The sequence below is a fragment of the Ruixingdingia sedimenti genome (assembly GCF_031432425.1).
Taxonomy (GTDB): domain Bacteria; phylum Pseudomonadota; class Alphaproteobacteria; order Rhodobacterales; family Rhodobacteraceae; genus Ruixingdingia; species Ruixingdingia sedimenti.
In genome coordinates this window covers 1-2,574 of sequence record NZ_JAVKPH010000073.1, presented here as the reverse complement: position 1 = coordinate 2,574, position 2,574 = coordinate 1, and the positions used below count along the sequence as shown (strand labels likewise).

The 2,574-nt window shown below is 63.0% G+C and carries 2 protein-coding genes and 1 pseudogene; all 3 read left to right on the top strand.

Annotated features, from left to right (window positions below):
• Positions 1 to 306: pseudogene (locus RGD00_RS22670) on the top strand (DNA methyltransferase); the annotation flags it as partial.
• Positions 303 to 1,058 (top strand): hypothetical protein, encoded by a 756-nt coding sequence (locus tag RGD00_RS22665; RefSeq protein ID WP_310459514.1) that lies wholly within the window; start codon positions 303 to 305, stop codon positions 1,056 to 1,058. The pseudogene RGD00_RS22670 and the gene RGD00_RS22665, both read left to right, overlap by 4 nt.
• Before the next feature lie 42 nt (positions 1,059 to 1,100).
• Positions 1,101 to 2,574, top strand: a 1,474-nt coding sequence (locus RGD00_RS22660) for a DNA methyltransferase (RefSeq protein ID WP_310459513.1), incomplete at its 3' end; no start/stop codon positions are given.

Below are 2,574 nucleotides of genomic sequence, written 5' to 3'. Positions count from 1 at the left end.
CACGCCCCGATCTCGCGCCCGCTCTGGGCTTCGATGATTGCCTCGCATGGGCGCGTCACCTCGCGGCGGATCCTGAAGGGCCGGTCGCGGCGGCGGCTGAACCCGCTCTTCGTCGGATGGCTGATGGGCTGGCCCATCGGGCACGCGCTCTGCGCCTGCTCGGCAACGGAGTTCACCCTCTGGCAGCGGCACATGCGTGGCGCGCTCTCGCAGCTGCCCATGGCCTCGGGCCCGTGGATCTGGCGGCCGACCGATGCGCCCCAGCGCCCGGCGCAGATGGATTTCCTTGAAGGATTGCAGCCATGAGTTTCCACGGCCGTGTCAGCGGCACCAGAATCAAGCGCGCGCTGGGCGTGCAAGCCGCGCTGGAATGGGCGTTCCGGATCGAACAGGCGCAGCTGGACCTGCCCTTGCCCCCGGGCATCACCGAGGAAGGCTTCGGCTTCGGCCTGGAATACGTCCTCCTCCAGCGCGCCGTGCTGGGCTGCAAGATCGACGGTGGCCAGCACAAGATCGGCGGCTACACGCACGAGGACGCCGAGGTGATCGCCGCCACCGTCGCCGGGATCCCCGACAGCCTCGGCGGCAAGCGCATGGCGATCCGCGTCGCCGAACTGGCCCGCGCCGGGCTGACCCCGGACTGGATGCCAGGTGCGGTGCCGCGCTGCGTGCCGACCATCGTCAAGCAGAACCAGCATGGCACACATGCGGGCGCCATCGTTGTGGGCACCGAACGCATCCGCGTGCGTGGCGCGGGCGCGCGGGCCATATGGAAAACCATCGACATCCTTGCATGTCCGGTCACGTTCTCTCCCCACCCCCAGCAGATCGATGCCGCCCGGCGCGGCTATGACGACTGGTGGCAGGCGCTGGGCTGGGTCCGCGAGGGACTGATCGCGGGCGGGATGCTGCGCGAGATCGAAGTGACGGCGGCGATGCCGAAGGCGCGGCCGTGGCAAAGACCGCCCCGACAGCCTACCGCTGAAACAAGGCTGCGCGCTCAGCAAGAACCGCCGTCCGCACAGCTTTGGGATGCAAAACGATTGAAACCGCTTTAGGTTAGCAGCAATCGCTGCCAACCTGAAGGTTCCCGTTTGTCCATGTCCGATTCCCTGCGTGATCTTGTCCTTGCCCATATTCCGGAAGACGGCTCTGCCATTGGCAATGGTGCCCTGATCGCGCGGCTGCGGGAGATTGTTCCGAACCTGTCGGACGAAGACTATGCCGCAGCAAAGGACGCGCTGGTTGATGAAGGCGTCCTCGGCAAGGGCAAGGGGCGCGGCGGGTCGGTTTACCTGATCACCGAAGAGGACGAGGATCAGGACGACGATTTCGAACTGACCCCGACCGAGGAACCCGTCCCCAAAGCCAAACGCGCGGCGGCGAAGGCCAAGGCCGCGCCGCGCAAATCCGGCGAACCGGCGCAGGTCATCAGCTATCGCCACACAGACACGCGGGTGAACAACCCCGAGGTCGGCATGGTCCACCCCGACAATGACCCCGACCAGCCGAAAACCGTCTGGGCCTATGACCCGCACCTTGACCCAAGCCTGATGTTCGACAGCCAGCGCGCCCGGGTGGAAAAGCTGATCGACGATGCACTCGCCTCGGACGATCCCGCCACCATGAAGGATGCGCTGGCGGAACTGCGCGCGTTGCAGGCGCCTTACCTCAACTGGGCGGGCAAGGCGGAGCGGACGAGCTTTCTGGTCGATACCGTGTCGCTGCATGTCCACGAACGGGTGGACCCGGCGACGATCCTGGCCAATGCGCGCAAGCGGCTGAAGGGCGAGGCGAAGGCGGCCGAGGTCTGGCGTCAGGCCGATCTGTTCGCCGCACCGTTCGAAAACCTGCCGCTGCGGCAGGCGCTGGATTTCTACCACCATGAAAAGGGCTGGTCGAACCGGCTGATCGCGGGCGACAGCCTGCTGGTGATGAACTCGCTCTTGCAGAAAGAGGCGATGGCGGGCCGGGTGCAGATGATCTACATCGACCCGCCCTATGGCATCAAATACGGGTCGAACTTTCAACCGTTCACGAACAAGAAGGATGTGAAGGACGGCGCGGATGACGACCTGACCCAGGAACCCGAGATGATCAAGGCGTTCCGGGACACCTGGGAACTGGGCATCCATTCCTATCTGACCTATCTGCGCGACCGGCTGTGGCTGGCCAAGGAATTGCTGCACGAGAGCGGGTCGGTTTTTGTGCAGATTTCGGATGAGAACCTGCACCACGTCCGGGAAATACTCGACGAGGTCTTCGGAGTTGTTAATTTCGGATCGCTAATTACTGTTCAGAAAACAACAGGATCAACTACCAAAACGATTCCAAGAACATCCGACTATCTGCTTTGGTATGCAAAGGATTTGGAGAAGCTTAAGTTTAGGAAGCTGTATTTACCAACCGATTCGGGCGGGCCGGGAGCGCAGGAGTATAAGCGAGTCCAGACGTCTGGCGGCGAACTACTGCCGATTTCCCATTTTGTAGAGGATGGGAAAGCTCGTTTGCCAGAGGGCGCAAAGGTGTTTGCAACCGATAGCATCGTTTCAAAGGGTGGTGATGATCCTGATG